The sequence below is a fragment of the Streptomyces sp. NPDC041968 genome (assembly GCF_055589025.1).
In genome coordinates, this window is the sequence record NZ_JBVJCB010000010.1 from 199,173 (window position 1) to 216,308 (window position 17,136).

A 17,136-nucleotide genomic window follows, 5' to 3' on the forward strand; every position below is an offset into this window, starting at 1 on the left:
GCCCCGCCGGCCGTCCCCCTGACGGACCCCGCCGACGCGCCCCGCGCCCGCGGACCGGCCAGGCTGGTGCGCCGACGGCCCCACCGCCCCGCCGGGTGTGCCGCAGACCCCCTCGACCCGCGGAGCAGGACCCATGAGCGAACCGACCGCCGCAGACGGCGACACGGGCGGTGCGCCCGGGCCGGCCCCCGGGCCGCGTCGTTCCCGTCACTGGGACCTCACCGCCGTGCTCGGTGAACTGCGGGCCGTGGACGGCGCGCTGTACGCGGCGGTGGCCGCCACCTCGACGCCCACGCTCGACCGTTGGCTGCGCCGGCTGTCCCGTGCCGCCGACCGTTCCAAGGTGTCGCTCGGGATCGCGGGCGCGCTCGCCCTGGGCGGGGCGCGGCAGCGCCGGGCCGCCCTGGTCGGGCTGGGTGCCCTGACCGTCGCGTCGGCCTGCGCGAACCTGCTGGGCAAACGACTGGTACGCAGGGCACGGCCGGACCGGGAGGCGGCGCGGGTGACGGTCGACCGGCATGTGCCCATGCCCGCGTCGGCGTCGTTCCCGTCCGGGCACACGGCCGCGGCGGTCGCGTTCGCCACCTCGGTCGGCGTGGTCATGCCCGAGGCCGCCGTCCCCCTCGGAGTACTCGCGGGCGCCGTCGGCTACGCCCGGGTCCACACCGGTGTGCACTATCCCGCGGACGTGGCCGCGGGCGCAGTCCTGGGCGTCGCCGGCGCGGCCGCGGCGCTCGCGGTGGCGGCCGCCGCCGAGGTGCCGGGCCTGCGGCCGCTCCGCTCGGCGGCGCCGGCCCGGTCCTCACCCGGACTCCGTGTGACGGGTCCGGTGACGGCGCGTCAGCCGAAGGCCTTCACGGCCTGGTAGTACGTCCATGCCGTGCTGTTGCAGGCGGTCTTGGTGGCACCGCCGTACCCGGCGCAGACACGCTTGAGATCCTCGTAGAAGGCGTTGTCGAGACGGGACTTGTTGGCGCTGAAGGTGCCCGCGGCCTTGTAGTTGCGGTATCCGAAGTCGTGCCGCGCGCAGGAGGTGCTGAAGGGGAAGCCGAACGGGTTGTCCGGCGAGGAGGAGCAGTAGTCGGTCGTCCAGTCGAAGCCGTAGGCGGCCCAGGCGGACTGGTTCGCCCGCGCGGCGGTCCAGGTGTTGTAGCTCGACGCGCTGGTCTGGGTCCAGCTCGCGAGGACCTGCGATTTGTCGGCGGGAGCGGCTTCGGCGGTCGCGGCGGTGGCGAAGACGGTGGTCACGGCCATGGCCGAGGCGGCGAGTCCGGTGGCGAGTCTGCGGTGCATCCCACACCTCCATGAGGCTGCGACCCGCCCCTCGGGCCGCAGGTTCATGTCAAGATGATGCGCACTTCACCCACCCCTTCACACCTCCGCCGCCCTAATGAACCGTTAACTCTGAAACCCCCGGCGGGATGAGGACGTGAACGTTCACCGACGGGCGACCGCACCGGGCGCGGACGGCGTGCGCACGAGGGCGTCCGCTCACCACGGCAGTCCTTCCAGGTGCGCCCCGACCCGCTCCCGGTCCCAGGCACCGTCGGCGACCACGATGCGGTACCGGTAGGCGAAGGACGCGCCCGCCGGCAGCTCGAACTCCTCGAAGAAGGCCCAGGAGAAGGCCACGGACGGGATCGGCTCGGCGCGCACGAACCAGTGCGAGGGGTGGATCGCCCGTTTCTCGTCGAGGTTCTCGGGCGCGTGCGCGAAGACGACGGTGGAGTGTGCGTCGACCTCGTCGTGCTCGGCGGTGAAGGCGAGCCAGGCGCCCCGGGTCCCCATCAGCTCGGCGGCGCCCACTTCGCCGCCGGGAGCGAAGGCGGTGCCGCCGGTGAAGTCGCGGGGACCGCGCCACTGGAGTCCGGTGTAGCCGGCCAGCTCGCGGCCCGCGGCGGTCGGGGAGCCGAACACCAGCGGTTCGGCTCGGATGTTGGTGAGTCGCAGCGACCAGTCGAGGGCCCAGGCACCGGCCGTCGTGTCGACCGAGTGGAGGGTCAGGACCCGCTCCTCGCGGGCCCACTCGGTGCCGCCGTTCTCGATCCAGGTCAGGTGCTCGGTGAGGGCGAACCGGTCGTCCTCGACGACGAGACCGGGGAAGCCGTCGTGGCGCATCGAGCCGATCCGCTCGGGCAGCGGCCGGTAACCCTCGCCGTGGACGTAGGAGTTGCCGCCCCAGAAGTTCTGCCCGGAAAGGTGACTGGCGGTCATCTGCAGGCCCTTGTGCCAGCGGTGGTCGCTGGGGCGGTATCCGGTCACCGTCCGCCCGGCGAGGGTGCGCACCGGGTGGGCGTAGGGCTTGCGGGACTCGAAGGCCTCCGGGTCGGGGCGGTAGACGTAGCGGAGGATCTCGGTGCCGTTCGCCGCGGTGACCGCGACGTGGTCGCCGTGGACGTGGGTGACGCTCAAGGTGCTCATGCGCGCTCCTCGGGCGCCCAGCCCGGGTGGCCGCCGTGCATGGCCGCATGGAAGGGGTCGCCGGGGGTGATCTCACCCGCGAGCACCGGGCGCCCGGTGAACGCCGCCTTGTACAGGGCCGCGGCGAACTCCAGCGTGGCGCGGGCGTCGGGGCCGCTGCCGGGCGGTCTCGCCCCCGCGTCCCGGGCGTCGAGCACGGCACCGAGCTGCCCGGTGTGCGAACTGGGCACGTCCGCCGGCGGGGTGTGCCAGGCAGCGGCGCGTTCGGGGTCGACGTGCCGGGCGGGGGTGTAGGTCCAGTCGTCGTTGCGATGGCCGTACAGGTGGGTCAGCTCGACCGTCGCGTCGGCGCAGTCGATGCGGACGCGACTCACCTCGTCGGGCGAGAGCACGCTGTTGACGACGGTCGCCAGGGCGCCGTTCGCGAAGCGCACCAACGCCGTGGACACGTCCTCGCTCTCGGTGTCGTGGACCAGGCGCGAGGCCATCGCCCGCACCTCCGCCCAGGGGCCGAGCAGGTGCAGCAACAGGTCGTACTGGTGGATGCCGTGACCCATCGTCGGACCGCCGCCCTCACTGGCCCAGCGTCCACGCCACGGCGCGGCGTAGTAGGCGGCGTCGCGGTGCCAGGTCGTCTGGCAGTGCGCGACCAGCGGCGCGCCCAGTTCACCGCGCGCGATCAGGTCACGGGCGTGCGCGGCGCCGGAGCCGTACCGGTGCTGGAAGACGACGGAGGCGTACGCGCCGGACACCTCCTCGGCCGCCGCGATGTCGTCGTACTCGGCGAGCGAGAGACACAGCGGCTTCTCGCACAGCACCCAGGCGCCCGCCTTCAGGGCGGCCACCGTCTGCTCCCGGTGCAGGGACGGCGGTGTGCCGACGAGGACGAGGTCGGGGCGTACGGCGTCCAGCATGGCACCCATCGAGGTGTACCCGGCGACGTCCCCGCCGGCCTGGGCCCGGAAGGCGTCGAGCCGGGCCCCGTCCACGTCCACGGCGGCCACCAGTTCCACGCGGTCGGCGTGGGCGCGGAGGGCGGGCAGGTGGCCGCCGGTGACGACGGCACCGGTGCCCACCACGGCGACACGGTAGCGGGCGGGACGTGGGGACATGCGGTCCTCCTCGGACATCGGACACCGGTGCACGACAGGCAGGCTCCCGACTAGAAAGCGCTTTCTCCTCGCCAGACCCTAGGCGGAGGGCGAGCGGCTGGACAACCCCCCGGGGGGAATGCCCGACGGTGCCGAACTCCCGGCCGACGCGCCCTTCCGGTACAGCCGGGGCCGGCTCCGTCGGCCGGTGGTCCGCGGCCTGACCCCTTCCTGTGCTGCCTCCACCGCGTCGCCGGGGGAAGACGTCACGCTCCGTGCACCCCCGGGCGAGGGCGCTCTTGATGCCCTTTCACCGCGGCTGTGGAAACGTCCGGGGCATGCCCCACATGTCCCACGGCGCCCATGCCCAGCCTCCGACGCGCGGGCAGCGGTGGTCCACCTTCCGGCGGTCCCCGTTCTGGCCGGCCACCGTGCTGGTGCTCATCCTCGCCGCCGCGGCGGGTCTCTTCGCGGGTTCGTACACGTACTCGATGGCGGATCCGACGCCGCGCTCGATCCCCACGGCCGTGGTCGGCTCCTACGAGGAGCCCCGGGGACGGGCGTTCCTGGACGGTCTGGAGAAGGCGCTCAACGCCTCGGTCAAGGTGCACGCCTACGCCGGCGCGGCCGAGGCCCGCGAGGCGATCCAGGACCAGGAGGTCTTCGGGCTCTTCGAGTTCCGCGGTGACGGACGGACCGCCGTGCTGGACCTGTCCAGCGCCTCGGGTGCCTCGGTCGCCGAGGTGCTCGCCGAGACCGCGCCGGCCGTAGGGCGGCAGACGGGTGTGCGGGTCACCGTCCGGGAGGTCAACCCCTTGCAGGAGGGCGACCCGCGCGGACTGGCGATCTTCTACATCTCCCTGGCCGCCGTGATCATCGGCTTCGTCGGGGCCATCCAGCTCAGCGTGCACGCGCGCTCACTGACCCCGTTCGAACGCATCCTCTTCACGGCGGCCTACGCGCTGCTCGGCGGGTTCGCCATCGCCGCGACGGTGGACTGGCTGCTGGACGCGCTCGACCTGCCGTTCGTCGAGTCGTGGCTGATCCTCGCGCTCACCCTGTTCGCCTCCGGCATGGTCTTCACCATGTTCAACACCCTCTTCGGGCGCTGGGCGATGCTGCCGACCTGGGGCCTGATGGTGCTGCTCGGCAACCCGTCGTCCGGCGGCGCGGTGTCCTGGCCGCTGCTGCCGTCCCCGCTGGGGACGATCGGCCAGTGGCTGCCGCCCGGTGCCTCGGTCAACGCGCAGCACACGGCGGTGTACTTCCAGGGCCACCAGCACGCCTTCCCCTTCCTGGTGCTGGGCGGATGGGCGTTGCTGTCCTGCGCGGTCTTCTGGACCTGGCGGCACCGCCATCCCGGCGGGCGGGACAAGGAGTCGCCGGAGCCGACGCCGGAGGCCACCGCCTCCTGAAGGCCGTCGGGGGGCTCCGCACACGCGGAGACCGCCGACCGGGGTCCGTGCCACGGTCCGGGGAGGCCGGGCGTGGCCGCCGCCCCTTCGCGGTGCCGGGCCGACGACGTCCCGCCCGCCCCTGTCGCCGACCCGACGGGGCTACGATCATGTGCCCGGAGTCGCGGGTACGGCCCGGGACGCGGCCCAGCCGCACGACGTACCCGCCGCCCCGGGTCCGAAGGACCGCACCGCCCGCCCCGCCTTCCCCACCCGCCCGGCCCCCGTGTCCCTGGAGTTGAGCCATGGCCCTCGACGTCGCCGCGATCCGCGCGCACGTGCCCGCCCTGAAGTCCGGTACCGCGCGGTTCGACGCGCCGGGCGGCACGCAGACGCCGCAGCCGGTGATCGACGCGATCGCGGCGGCGCTGACCCTCCCGCTCGCCAACCGGGGCCGGAACACCGAGGGCGAACGCAACGCGGACCGGATCGTCACCGAGGCCCGCTCCGCCCTGGCCGACCTCCTGGGCACCACGCCGGGCACGGTGGTCTTCGGGCGCAGCGCCACCCAGCTCGTCTACGACCTGTCCCGGGCGCTGGCCAAGCGCTGGGCGCCGGGCGACGAGGTGGTGGTCACCCGGCTCGACCACGACTCCAACATCCGGCCCTGGGTGCAGGCGGCGGAGGCGGCCGGGGCGACCGTGCGGTGGGCGGACTTCGACCCGGCCACGGGCGAGCTGCGGCCCGAGCACGTCGAGGCGGTGCTCGGCCCGCGCACCAGGCTGGTCGCGGTCACCGCCGCGTCCAACCTGATCGGGACCATGCCCGACCTGCCGGCCCTCTCCTCCCTCGCGCACGCGGCCGGGGCGCTCTTCCACGTCGACGCGGTGCACTACGCCTCGCACGCCGTGGTGGACCTGGCGGCGATCGGCGCGGACACACTGGTCTGCTCGCCGTACAAGTTCCTCGGGCCGCACCTGGGCGTGCTCACCGGCCGGGCGGAGCTGCTGGAGTCGCTGCGCCCGGACAAGCTGCTGCCGTCCGCCGACACCGTGCCCGAACGGTTCGAGCTGGGCACGCTGCCCTACGAGTCGCTGGCCGGGGCGCGGGCCGCGGTGGACTTCCTCGCGGAACTCGACCCGCGGGCCCGGGGCTCCCGCCGGGACCGCCTGGTGGCCTCCTTCGCGGCGCTGGAGTCCTACGAGGACGCGCTGCGCGAACGGATCGAGCGAGGACTCGCGGACCTCGGCGGGATCACCGTGTTCTCGCGCGCGGCCCGGCGCACGCCGACCCTGCTGTTCACCGTGGCGGGGCTGCGCCCGGCCGACGTGTACCGGCAGCTCGCCGAGGCGGCGGTCGACGCGCCCGCCGGTTCCTTCTACGCGGTGGAGGCGGCACGCCGGCTGGGTCTCGGTGACGCGGGCGGCGTACGGGTCGGGCTCGCGCCGTACAGCAGCGCGGAGGACGTCGACCGGCTCCTGACGGCGCTGGGCGCCCTGCGGCGCTGAGGTGCGCGTGCGGCGGAGCGACACGCCCTCCACGTGCCGCTCCGCCGCCCGGCCTCACACCAGCGGCACCGCGACCTCCCCGCTGCCCCGCACACTCGCCCCGCCCGCGACCCGCACGGTGAAGGACCGCTCGGTGCCGTTCGCGGTGACCCGCAGGGCGTCGCCGTCCCGCCGGACCCGGAAGGTCGCGGCCGGTGTGCCCAGCAGGTCGGGCACGGTGACCTCGGCGGTGTAGCCGGGCGAGGCGGGCGGGTGGACCAGCAGCGTCGGCTCGTCCAGCCAGTCCCCGTCGGGGCGCCGGTCGTCGGAGGCCAGGGGCAGGACGGCACCCTCGCGGACGTACAGCGGCAGGCTGTCGTAGCCGTGGCGCTCGGTGCGCCAGGCCGGGCCGGTGACGCGCTCGCCGGACAGCAGGTGCGTCCAGGTCCCTTCGGGGAGGTAGACCTCGACCTCTCCGTCCTCGGTGAAGACCGGGGCGACCAGGAGGTCGGGGCCGAGCATGTACTGGCGGTCCAGCGTCCGGCAGCCCGGGTCGTGCGGGTACTCCAGGACCATCGGCCGCATCATCGGCACGCCGGTGCGGTGGGCCTCGGCGGCGACGCCGTAGAGGTAGGGCATCAGGCGGTGCTTGAGGAGGGTGAAGCGGCGGGCGACGTCGACCGCCTCCTCGCCGAACTCCCACGGCACCCGGTACGACGAGGAGCCGTGCAGCCGGCTGTGCGAGGAGAGCAGGCCGAAGGCGAGCCAGCGCTTGAAGACGGCCGGGTCGGGCGTCCCCTCGAAGCCGCCGATGTCGTGGCTCCAGAAGCCGAAGCCGCTCAGCGACAGGGACAGGCCGCCCCGGAGCGACTCGGACATCGCCTCGAACGACGACCAGCAGTCGCCGCCCCAGTGGACCGGGTACTGCTGGCCGCCCGCGGTCGCGGAGCGGGCGAAGAGGACGGCCTCGCCCTGTCCGCGCTCCTTCTCCAGGAGTTCGAAGACGGTGCGGTTGAAGAGGTGGGTGTAGTAGTTGTGCATCCGCTCGGGGTCGGAGCCGTCGTGCCAGACGACGTCGGTCGGGATCCGCTCGCCGAAGTCGGTCTTGAAGCAGTCCACGCCCTGGTCGAGCAGCGGCTTGAGCTTTCCGGCGAACCAGTCGCGGGCCGCGGGGCTGGTGAAGTCGACCAGTCCCATCCCGGCCTGCCACAGGTCCCACTGCCAGACGTCGCCGTCCGGCCGGCGCACCAGGTGTCCGAGGGCGGCGGCCTCCTCGAAGAGGGGGGACTTCTGGGCGATGTAGGGGTTGATCCAGACGCTGACCTTCAGGCCCTTGGCCTTGAGCCGGGCGAGCATGCCGTCCGGGTCCGGGAAGACGTCCGGGTCCCACCGGAAGTCGCACCACTGGTACTCGCGCATCCAGAAGCAGTCGAAGTGGAAGACGGTCAGCGGGATGCCCCGCTCGGCCATGCCGTCGACGAACTTCGTCACCGTCTCCTCGTCGTAGGAGGTGGTGAAGGACGTGGTGAGCCAGAGGCCGAAGGACCAGGCGGGCGGCAGGGCGGGACGGCCGGTGAGGGCGGTGTAGCGGGCGAGGACGTCCTTCGGCGTGGGGCCGGCGACGACGTAGTACTCCAGCGTCTGGTCCTCGACGCTGAACTGCACCTGGCCGACGGACTCGGAGCCGATCTCGAAGGAGACGGCACCGGGGTGGTTGACGAAGACGCCGTAGCCCCGGGAGGAGAGGTAGAACGGGATGTTCTTGTAGGCCTGCTCGCTGCTGGTACCGCCGTCGGCCTGCCACATGTCGACGACCTGGCCGTTCTTCACGAACGGGGTGAAGCGCTCGCCGAGGCCGTAGACCTGCTCGCCGACGCCGAGGGCGAGCCGGCTCAGCATGTGGTGGGCGCCGTCGCCGGTGGTGGCGAACGCGGTGCCCTTGGCGTTCGCACGGGTCAGTTCGCGGCCGTCCGCGTCGTGGAAGACGAGGCCGAAGGGGCCCTCGCGGTCCAGACGGAGGGTGAGCGGGCCGCTGGTCAGCTCGGTGACCGTGCCGTCCTCGCGCACCGTCCCGGCACCGTCCGCCGCGCCCGCGAGGGCGAAGTCGGGGCCCGGACGGCGCTTGCCGGCGTGGTGGGTGACGCGGACGCCGATGACGCCCTCGGCGGGAGAGAAACACTCGACCGTGAGGAGCGGCGCGTTGAGCGTGTCCCCCCTCCGCGTCACCTTCTTCACGGCGGCATGGGCGGTGAAGCGCTTCGATTCGGGGCGCACATCGCGTACCTCGGTCGCGTACGAGAGATGCACGCCCTCACGGATGAGCCAGAAGCCGTCGGTGAACTTCATGATCTTCCTCGGGTGGGGCGGGAGGTGTCGGATGGGGAGCACGGGGGCCGTCTCACAGCATTTTGATCGTACACAAAACAAAACCGCCAGCCGAGCCCTGTGCACCGACCTCACCGTTCTGATCAGGCAGGATCACCGACAAGAACAGGTCCCTCACCCCACGGAGCGGAGAGACCGGGGCCACTTTCCTCTAGCGCGACAGCAGGTCCTTGACGTATTAGTCATCCCATCAAACAAAACGGTCCGGCAGGGAAGCCGGACGGTACGACAGCAAGGGCCGCACCATGTCGAAGCGCTTCACTTCGCTCGCCTTGACAGCACACCCTCCTGCCGCCAGGCACCGCGGGCGAGGACCCTCACGCCGCGTCGTCGCCCCGTTCGCCGCCGTCTCCGTGCTGGTCGCCGGGGTGGCGCTCACCGGCTGCGGACAGCAGCGCGACGCCGATGTGTACACCGTGCTGAACTCCTCGACCGACGAGTCCTACCACCGCTGGGACGCGGAGGCGATGGCCCGGTGCGGGGAGCGGCTGGGCGTCACCATCGAGCAGCAGAGCGTGCCGGCCGCGCAGGTGATGACCAAGGCCCTGCGGATGGCGTCGTCCAAGTCGCTCCCCGACGTCGTGCAGTTCGACGCCTCCGAGATGCCGACCTTCGCCGACGCGGGCGGGCTGGTCGACCTGAGGTCCCTGGGGCTGAGCACCGACGACATCCCCGCGGGCATCGTCGACTTCGGCTCGTACGAGGGCACGTACTACGGCGCGGCCCGGTCGGTGAACACCCTGGCGCTGTTCTACAACAAGGACGTCCTCGACGAGGCGGGTGTGGAGGTCCCCGCCACCTGGGCCGAGCTGCGCGAGACGGCGAAGCAGCTCACCCGGGGCAAGCAGTACGGCCTGGCGCTGAGCGCGGGCGGCGCGGAGGACGGGGTCTTCCAGTTCACGCCGTTCATGTGGTCCAACGGCGGTGACGAGACCGATCTCGACAGCCCGCAGGTGGTCGAGGCCCTCGACTACTGGAAGGACCTGCTGAAGGACCGTTCGCTGTCGAAGTCGACGGTCAACTGGACGCAGGCGGACGTCAACGACCAGTTCATGGCCGGCAACGCGGCGATGATGATCAACGGGCCGTGGCAGGTGGAGACCCTCAACGCCCAGAAGTCGCTGCGCTGGGGCATCGCCCCCATCCCCGTGCCCGAGGCCGGCGAGGACTCGGTGGGCCCGCTGGGCGGCGCCGTGCTCACCGTCCCGAACACCGGTGACGCGGCGCGCGAGAAGACCGCCGGGAAGATCGTCGCCTGTCTGTCCAGCGAGAAGGAGCAGCTGACCTACGCGCTCAACAGCTGGATGGTCCCGGCCAACGCCGAGGCCGCCGAGGTCTGGCGCGAGCGGGTGCCGGAACTGGACTCCCTTGCCGACCAGGTGGCCGTCGCCCGCTCCCGGACGGCGCAGCTCGGCGCCGGCTGGTCGAGCGTCTCGCTCGCCCTGCAGAGCGCCTTCCAGTCCGCCCTGACCGGCCAGTCCAGTGAGACCGCCCTGAAGCGCGCCCAGCAGCGGGCCACGAGCGGGAACTGAGGTACGCGCCCCATGACCACGTCCACCGTCACCGCACAGACGCCCGCGAAGGCGTCCGCGCCGGCCGCCGCGCCGGACCCCGCCCGCGCCGCACGCCGGCGCCGGCTCGCCCAGTGGGGGTTCGTCGCCCCCGCCGTCGTCTTCATGCTGCTGTTCTTCGGCTACCCGCTCGTCCGCAACGTGGTGATGAGCTTCCAGCACTACACGCCGGAGACCTTCTTCACCGGCGAGGCGCCCTTCAACGGCGCCGACAACTGGTCCAACGTGTTCCAGGACGCCCTGTTCGGCAAGGCGCTGTGGCACACCCTCGTCTTCACCGCGGGCTCGCTGCTCGGGCAGTTCTGCATCGGGATGGCACTCGCGGTGTTCTTCAGCCGCCGCTTCCCGCTGAACGGCGTGCTGCGCTCGCTGATCCTGCTGCCGTGGCTGGTGCCCATGGTGGTGTCCGGCATCGTCTGGCGGCGCATCCTCGACCAGGACACGGGTGTGCTGAACTCCTTCCTGGACACCCTCGGCATCGGCGGGAGCACGCCCTGGCTGACCAGCCCCGAGATGGCGTTGCTCTCCGTGATCCTGGTCAACATCTGGATCGGCATCCCGTTCAACATGGTGATCCTGTACGGCGGCCTCCAGGAGATCCCGAAGGAGCTGCACGAGGCGGCGGCACTGGACGGCGCCTCGGCGTGGCGGACCTTCCGCTCGGTCACCCTGCCGGTGCTCAAGCCCGTCATCACGGTCGTGCTCGTGCTCGGCTTCATGTCGACGGTCAAGATCCTCGACCTGATCCTCGCCCTGACCGACGGCGGCCCGGCCGACGCCACCCAGACGCTGGGCACGCTCACGTACCAGAACTCGTTCGTGCAGCTCGACTTCGGCGCCGGCGCCGTCGTCGGCAACGTACTCATCCTGATCTCCGCCGTGTTCGCGGTGTTCTACCTGCGGGCCAACCGCACCGAGGGGAAGTGACGTCCATGGCCGCCCACACGCCCACCGCCTCCCGGCGCCGCTGGGGTTCCACCGTCGCCGGCGTTCTCGTCCTCGGCGTGATGCTGTTCCCGCTGTACTGGATGCTCAACACCGCGCTCCAGCCCGAGTCGGGGCTGCTCGAGGTCGACCCGGTGCCGGGCAGCCTGGACCTGTCCGGCTTCTCCAAGGCCGTCAGCGACCAGGGAGGGCACCTGCTGACCTCGCTGGCCGTCTCGCTCGGCGCGGTCGCCATCTGCCTGGCGATCTCGGCGCCGGCGGCGTACGGGCTGGCGCGGTTCGGGCTGCGCGGCTCGCGCACGATCGTGTTCGGCACGCTGATCACCCAGATGGTGCCGGGCATCGTGATCGCCAACGCGCTCTACAGCTCGTACGTCGACCTGGGCCTGGTCAACTCCTACTTCGGCCTGATGCTGGCGGACGCCTCGCTGGGCATCCCGTTCTCCATCGTGCTGATGCGCTCCTTCATGGTGTCGATCCCGGGCGAGGTGATCGAGGCCGCGCAGATCGACGGTGCCGGGCCGGTGCGGACGTTCACCCGGGTCGTGCTGCCGATGAGCCGCAACTCGCTGATCACGTCCGGGCTGTTCGCGTTCCTGTTCTCGTGGAGCGACTTCATGTTCGCGCTCACCCTGAACACGACCGACGAGGTGAAGCCCATCACGCTGGGTATCTACCAGTACATCGGCGCGCACGTCGGTGACTGGGGCTCGGTGATGGCCGCCTCCGTGCTCTCCGCGGTGCCCGCGGCGATCCTGCTCGTCCTCGCCCAGAAGTACATCGCCGCCGGGATCACCGGCGGTTCGGTCAAGTGACCCTCGTACACGCCGTACACGCCGTACACCTCGTTCACCCCGTACAGCCCGTTCACATGGAGATGAGCCGCACAGCATGAGTGAGTACCCCAGCTTCCCGCCCGGCTTCGTGCTCGGCGCCGCGACCGCCTCGTACCAGATCGAGGGCGCGGCACGGGAGGACGGCCGCGGTCCGTCGATCTGGGACACCTACAGTCACACGCCCGGCCTGGTGGCGAACGGTGACACCGGCGACGTGGCCTGCGACCACTACCACCGCTACCGGGAGGACGTGGCGCTGCTGCACGACCTGGGCGTGGACTCCTACCGCTTCTCGATCGCCTGGCCGCGCATCGTGCCGGAGGGTTCGGGGGCGGTGAACCGGAAGGGCCTGGACTTCTACTCCCGCCTGGTGGACGAACTGCTCGCGGCGGGCATCGAACCCGCCGCCACCCTCTACCACTGGGACCTGCCGCAGGCCCTGGAGGACCGGGGCGGCTGGCGGGTGCGGGAGACGGCGGAGCGGTTCGCCGAGTACACCGCCGTGGTCGCGGAGCACCTGGGCGACCGGGTGCCGCGCTGGATCACCCTCAACGAGCCGTGGTGCAGTTCCTTCCTCGGCTACTCCATCGGCCGGCACGCCCCCGGTGCCAAGGAGGGCCGCGGAGCGCTGGCCGCCGCGCACCACCTGCTGGTCGGGCACGGTCTGGCCGTGGGGGCACTGCGCGGGGCCGGGGTGCGCGAGGTCGGCATCACGCTCAACCTGGACCGCAACCTGCCGGCCACCGACTCCCCCGCCGACCTGGCGGCCGTGGTCCGCGCCGACACCCAGCACAACCTGGTGTGGACCGAGCCCATCCTGGCGGGCCGCTACCCGGCCACCGAGGAGGAGACCTGGGGCGAGCTGATCACCGGCGCGGACTTCCGGCTCGACGGCGACCTGGAGCTGATCTCCCGGCCGCTGGACTTCCTCGGCGTCAACTACTACCGCCCGATCGTGGTCGCCGACGCCCCGCACCGCGAGAGCGACCCGGCGCGGCGGGTGGCGACCGACAACCGCTACGAGGAGGTACGACTGCCCGGCGTCCGGGAGACGGCGATGGGCTGGCCGGTCGTCCCGGACAGCTTCACCGAACTGCTGGTGCGCCTGAAGAAGCAGTACGGCGACGCGCTGCCGCCGATCCACATCACGGAGAACGGCTCGGCGGAGGACGACGCGCCCGCGGCCGACGGCGCGGTGCACGACGCCGACCGCGTCGCCTACCTGCGCGACCACCTCCGCGCGCTGCGGGCGGCGATGGACGCGGGCGTGGACGTGCGCGGGTACTACGTGTGGTCGCTGCTGGACAACTTCGAGTGGGCGTACGGCTACGACAAGCGCTTCGGCATCGTCCGGGTCGACTACGACACCCAGGAGCGCACGCCGAAGGACAGCTACCGCTGGTACCGGGAGATGATCGCCGCCAACCGCGGATGACGTGACGTACCGCGCGGGGGCCACCGGACGGCCCCCGCGTCGGTTCGCCCCGCGCAGCGCGTACGCCCCCGCGTCAGTCCGCCTCGCGCTCCGCGTACGCCGCCGGATCGGCCAGCACCTCACGCACGATCACGCCGGCCGCGCCCCGGGCCGCGTCGCCCAGGGACGAGGAGGCCCGCAGCCGCTTCCCGTCCTCGGTCCACAGCCCGGACACGACCCGGAGCGCGAGTTCCCGGTCGACGGCGGGCGCGAGCCAGTCCATCAGTTCGCGGTAGACACCGCCGAGCATCACCGCGTCGGGGTCGAAGAGGTTCACCGCGCCGGACACCACGACGCCCAGTCGGCGTCCGGCCCCCTCGATCGCCGCCAGCGCGGCCGGGTCGCCCCGCCGGGCGCGGCGTTCGAGTTCGGCGACGCCCTGCACGCCGGCGTCGGCGTCGAGGCCCGCGGCCTTCAGCAGCGCGGCCTGTCCGGCGTACTGCTCCAGGCAGCCGCGGGCCCCGCACCGGCACAGCGGCCCGTCCGGGTCGACGACCATGTGCCCGATCTCTCCGGCGAACCCGTGCGCACCGCGCAGCAACTCACCCCGGAGCACCAGCGCGCCGCCGACACCGATCTCACCGGTCAGGTACAGGAAGCTGCGCACGCCCTCGGTGCCCGCGCCGAACCACAGTTCGGCGAGGGCGGCGGCGTTGGCCTCGTTGTCGGAACTCACCGGCAGCGGGCGCTGGGCGGGGCGCAGCGCGAGCAGGGCGTGGGCGAAGAGACCCTCCACGGCGACCCGCTGCCAGCCGAGGTTGGGAGCCTGGCGCACGATGCCGCCGGTGACCAGACCGGGCAGCGCCACATGGGCGCCGACCGGCGCCAGGTCCTGCTCGGCCGCCGAGCCGATGGCGCGCGCCGCCAGCCGCGCCGCGCGGGCCAGTACGTCGGCGGGCTGCGCCCCGCGGTTGTCGAAGTGCTCCACGAGCCGCACCCGGTCGGTCCCGGCCAGGTCGACGACGCACACGGCGATGTAGTCGATGTTGACCTCGACCCCGAGACCCGCGGGACCCGACCGGGACACCTTCAGGACGGTGCCGGGCCGACCCGCCTGACCACTGCTGGTCTTGCCCCATTCGGAGACGAAGCCGTACTCCAGCAACTGCTCGACCAGGGACGACACCGCCGCGCGGGTGAGCCCGACATGCGTGGCGACCCCTGCCCGGGTCACCTCCCCCGCGTCGTGCACGGCTCTCAGTACCAGGCTGAGGTTGTGCCGTCTGACCGAGGCCTTGTCGGCCTTCGGGCCCAGGGGGGTGAGGTTGTTCTTCATGGTGGTGTCGAGCGTATGCGACACCCGGCGCGGGGCCGCGCCCCCGTCGGCGGGTCGGTGACGCCCCTTGCCGTCGTCCCGTCCCCGCCCATAGCCTGCTTTTGTGCCGCAAATAAACAAAGCCCGATCGCACAACGCCGTGCCGGGTCCCCGCGACGACCTCACCCGCCTCCGTATCGCCCTGACCGCCTTCTTCGCCCTCGACGGCTTCGTCTTCGCCGGCTGGGTCGTACGGATTCCCGCCATCAAGGAGCAGACCGGCGCCTCGGCCAGCGCCCTGGGGCTGGCGCTGCTCGGCGTCTCCGCGGGTGCCGTCGTCACCATGACCCTCACCGGGCGGCTGTGCCGCCGCTACGGCAGCCACCCCGTCACCGTCGCGTGCGCGGTCCTGCTCTGCCTCAGCATCGCCCTGCCCCCGCTCACCCACTCCGCCCTGGCCCTCGGCGCCGTCCTGCTGGTGTTCGGCAGCGCCTACGGCGGGATCAACGTCGCCTTCAACAGCGCCGCCGTCGACCTGGTGGCGGTGCTGCGGCGTCCGATCATGCCGAGCTTCCACGCGGCCTTCAGCCTCGGCGGCATGGTCGGCGCCGGGCTCGGCGGACTTGTCGCCGGGTCGTTGTCCCCGCTGCGGCACCTGCTCGGTCTCACTGCGATCGGCCTGCTCGTCACCCTGTTCGCGGGCCGTGCCCTGCTGCGTTGCGCACCCGCCGTGCCGCCGGACCGCAAGGCCGAGGACGACGGCGCCCCACGCCGGCTGGACGGCCGTACCCGCCGCCTCGTCATCACCTTCGGCCTGATCGCCCTCTGCACGGCCTACGGCGAGGGCGCCATGGCCGACTGGGGTGCCCTGCACCTGGAGCAGGACCTCGACGCGTCGCCGGGCATGGCGGCGGCCGGCTACTCCTGCTTCGCGCTCGCCATGACCGTGGGCCGGCTGACCGGCACAACGCTGCTGGAGCGACTCGGCCGCACCACGACGGTGGTGGCGGGCGGGACGACCGCCGTGGCCGGCATGCTCCTCGGCTCGCTCGCCCCCTCCGTGTGGGCCGCGCTGTTCGGCTTCGCGATCACCGGACTCGGGCTCGCCAACATCTTCCCCGTAGCGGTGGAACGGGCGGGCGCGCTGGGCGGCCCCACCGGCGTCGCGACCGCGTCCACCCTCGGTTACAGCGGCATGCTGCTCGGGCCGCCCGCCATCGGTTTCATGGCCGACTGGTTCTCCCTGCCGACCGCGCTCACCAGCGTGGCGGCGCTCGCGGCGGTGGCGGTGCTGGTGGCCGTCGCCACCCGGCGTGCGGGGGTGCCGGACTGAGGGGGCGCCCGCGTCCCCTCAGTCCGAGAGAGCGCCGGCGCCCCCTCGCCGAGCGGGGGCGACCGCGTCCCCTCGCCTGAGCGGGGGCGACCGTGTCCCGGGCTTCTCGATCACCCGGTCCGGCGGTCTCCCTTCGAGGTCACTCCATCCGGCACACTCACCGTCATGGAGACCACCGCGTTCGTCGAAGTCCTGCACCGCGAGGGCGACTTGCTGGCCGCCTCCGCCGAACTCGCCGGCCCCGACGCCAAGGTGCCGACCTGCCCCGGCTGGCAGGTGCGGGACCTGCTCCGGCACACGGGCATGGTGCACCGCTGGGCGACAGCGTTCGTCGCCGAGGGCCACACCGGCCCGCGGCGCGACGGCGGCCTGCCCGACCTCGACGGCGGCGCGCTTGTGGCCTGGTTCCGGGAAGGGCACGGGCGGCTCGTCGACACCCTCGCCGGTGCCTCGCCCGACGTGGACTGCTGGCACTTCCTGCCCGCGCCGTCGCCCCTGGCGTTCTGGGCCCGGCGGCAGGCGCACGAGACGACCGTGCACCGCATCGACGCCGAGTCGGCCACGGGCGGCGACCCCACCCCGGTGGGCGTGGAGCTGGCGGTGGACGGCATCGACGAGTTGCTGAGCGCCTTCCACGCCCGCCCCAAGAGCGCCGTCCGCACCGAGGCACCGCGGACGCTGCGGGTGCGGGCGACGGACTCGCCCGGTGCCGTGTGGACCGTCCGGCTGTCGACGCGGCCACCGCTCACGGAGCGCGGCGACACCGGGGACGCCGACTGCGAACTGACCGGACCCGCCGCGCTGCTCTACCCCGCCCTGTGGAACCGCGGCCCCTTTCCGGAGGTGATGGGCGACGTCTCCCTCGCCGCACTGTGGCGCGAGAGGTCGGGCGTCACCTGGAACTGAGCCCGCCGAAGACGCGAGCGACCGTGATACTTGTCCGC

At 72.6% G+C, this 17,136-nt stretch carries 14 protein-coding genes; 9 read left to right on the forward strand and 5 right to left on the reverse strand.

Translation table 11 applies throughout. The annotated features are described in order from the left end of the window. Positions 1-133 precede the first annotated feature (133 nt). The gene (locus ACZ6EG_RS24635) at positions 134-868 is read left to right on the forward strand and encodes a phosphatase PAP2 family protein (RefSeq protein WP_469607606.1); all 735 of its coding nucleotides are present in this window, start codon (positions 134-136) and stop codon (positions 866-868) included. On the opposite strand, the gene ACZ6EG_RS24640 is transcribed toward ACZ6EG_RS24635, so the two are convergent. From ACZ6EG_RS24640 to ACZ6EG_RS24650, 3 genes are all read right to left on the reverse strand, one after another. Next, positions 841-1,293 carry a phospholipase gene (locus ACZ6EG_RS24640; protein ID WP_356606746.1) on the reverse strand — a complete coding sequence of 151 codons (453 nt, stop codon included), beginning with the start codon at positions 1,291-1,293 and terminating at the stop codon, positions 841-843. The genes ACZ6EG_RS24635 and ACZ6EG_RS24640 overlap by 28 nt on opposite strands. A gap of 198 nt (positions 1,294-1,491) precedes the next feature. Further along, complete coding sequence (locus ACZ6EG_RS24645; RefSeq protein ID WP_469607609.1) at positions 1,492-2,421, reverse strand: DUF6807 domain-containing protein; 930 nt, start codon at positions 2,419-2,421, stop codon at positions 1,492-1,494. Continuing rightward, on the reverse strand, positions 2,418-3,533 hold the full coding sequence (locus tag ACZ6EG_RS24650; RefSeq protein ID WP_469607613.1) for a Gfo/Idh/MocA family protein: 1,116 nt from the start codon (positions 3,531-3,533) through the stop codon (positions 2,418-2,420). The genes ACZ6EG_RS24645 and ACZ6EG_RS24650 overlap by 4 nt, the downstream gene beginning before the upstream one ends. Before the next feature lie 326 nt (positions 3,534-3,859). Between ACZ6EG_RS24650 and ACZ6EG_RS24655 the strand changes: the two genes are divergently transcribed. Together ACZ6EG_RS24655 and ACZ6EG_RS24660 are read left to right on the forward strand one after the other, a co-directional pair. Further along, the gene (locus ACZ6EG_RS24655) at positions 3,860-4,927 is read left to right on the forward strand and encodes an ABC-2 transporter permease (RefSeq protein ID WP_391969489.1); all 1,068 of its coding nucleotides are present in this window, start codon (positions 3,860-3,862) and stop codon (positions 4,925-4,927) included. A gap of 284 nt (positions 4,928-5,211) precedes the next feature. Further along, positions 5,212-6,414, forward strand: coding sequence for a cysteine desulfurase-like protein (locus ACZ6EG_RS24660; RefSeq protein WP_391969268.1), 1,203 nt, complete (start codon positions 5,212-5,214; stop codon positions 6,412-6,414). 54 nt (positions 6,415-6,468) lie between these two features. Here the strand turns inward: ACZ6EG_RS24660 and yicI are convergent, their stop codons facing one another. Then, positions 6,469-8,739 carry an alpha-xylosidase gene (yicI, locus tag ACZ6EG_RS24665; protein ID WP_391969269.1) on the reverse strand — a complete coding sequence of 757 codons (2,271 nt, stop codon included), beginning with the start codon at positions 8,737-8,739 and terminating at the stop codon, positions 6,469-6,471. 284 nt (positions 8,740-9,023) lie between these two features. Here yicI and ACZ6EG_RS24670 point away from each other — a divergent pair, with 284 nt between their 5' ends. From ACZ6EG_RS24670 to ACZ6EG_RS24685, 4 genes are all read left to right on the forward strand, one after another. Continuing rightward, complete coding sequence (locus tag ACZ6EG_RS24670; RefSeq protein WP_469607617.1) at positions 9,024-10,310, forward strand: ABC transporter substrate-binding protein; 1,287 nt, start codon at positions 9,024-9,026, stop codon at positions 10,308-10,310. 12 nt (positions 10,311-10,322) lie between these two features. Then, complete coding sequence (locus ACZ6EG_RS24675) at positions 10,323-11,276, forward strand: carbohydrate ABC transporter permease (protein WP_391969271.1); 954 nt, start codon at positions 10,323-10,325, stop codon at positions 11,274-11,276. Between the two features lie 5 nt (positions 11,277-11,281). Next, the gene (locus ACZ6EG_RS24680) at positions 11,282-12,109 is read left to right on the forward strand and encodes a carbohydrate ABC transporter permease (RefSeq protein ID WP_391969272.1); all 828 of its coding nucleotides are present in this window, start codon (positions 11,282-11,284) and stop codon (positions 12,107-12,109) included. A 76-nt stretch (positions 12,110-12,185) separates the two neighbouring features. After that, on the forward strand, positions 12,186-13,565 hold the full coding sequence (locus ACZ6EG_RS24685) for a GH1 family beta-glucosidase (protein WP_469607621.1): 1,380 nt from the start codon (positions 12,186-12,188) through the stop codon (positions 13,563-13,565). 73 nt (positions 13,566-13,638) lie between these two features. Here ACZ6EG_RS24685 and ACZ6EG_RS24690 read toward each other — a convergent pair whose 3' ends face one another. After that, the gene (locus ACZ6EG_RS24690) at positions 13,639-14,880 is read right to left on the reverse strand and encodes an ROK family protein (protein ID WP_469607624.1); all 1,242 of its coding nucleotides are present in this window, start codon (positions 14,878-14,880) and stop codon (positions 13,639-13,641) included. Positions 14,881-15,019: 139 nt separating this feature from the next. Here ACZ6EG_RS24690 and ACZ6EG_RS24695 point away from each other — a divergent pair, with 139 nt between their 5' ends. Together ACZ6EG_RS24695 and ACZ6EG_RS24700 are read left to right on the forward strand one after the other, a co-directional pair. Continuing rightward, a complete protein-coding gene (locus tag ACZ6EG_RS24695; protein ID WP_391969490.1) occupies positions 15,020-16,192 on the forward strand; it encodes an MFS transporter in 1,173 nt (390 codons plus the stop codon). 165 nt (positions 16,193-16,357) lie between these two features. Continuing rightward, the gene (locus ACZ6EG_RS24700) at positions 16,358-17,098 is read left to right on the forward strand and encodes a maleylpyruvate isomerase family mycothiol-dependent enzyme (protein ID WP_469607627.1); all 741 of its coding nucleotides are present in this window, start codon (positions 16,358-16,360) and stop codon (positions 17,096-17,098) included. Positions 17,099-17,136: the final 38 nt, after the last annotated feature.